Origin of the sequence: Caulobacter sp. 602-1, assembly GCF_003931565.1 — a bacterium.
Lineage (GTDB): Bacteria > Pseudomonadota > Alphaproteobacteria > Caulobacterales > Caulobacteraceae > Caulobacter.
Map to the genome: position 1 here is coordinate 1 of NZ_RRYI01000136.1, position 288 is coordinate 288.

Sequence of the window (288 nt, forward strand, 5' to 3'; positions counted from 1 at the left end):
GTCTTGAGGAACGCCGTTCCGATGATTTCCTGCCGCATCCGCGCGGACTCGTGCTGGCCCCCACCCGTGAGCTGGCCAACCAGATCAATGACGTGCTGATGCCGTTGGCCCATGCGTTTGGGATGAATACCACCACGATTTACGGTGGCGTCAAGTACATCCATCAGGTGCGTGATCTGAAGGCCGGCGCCGATATCGTGGTCGCCTGCCCGGGACGTCTTGAGGATTTGCTGCGTCAGAAAGCGCTCACGCTTTCGTCCGTCGAAGTCGTGGTAATCGACGAGGCCG

1 protein-coding gene is annotated in these 288 nt (G+C 60.1%); it reads left to right on the forward strand.

The genetic code is table 11. The features are described from left to right. On the forward strand, window positions 1-288 hold a 288-nt coding region (locus EIK80_RS25585), incomplete at both ends, for a DEAD/DEAH box helicase (protein ID WP_125159732.1).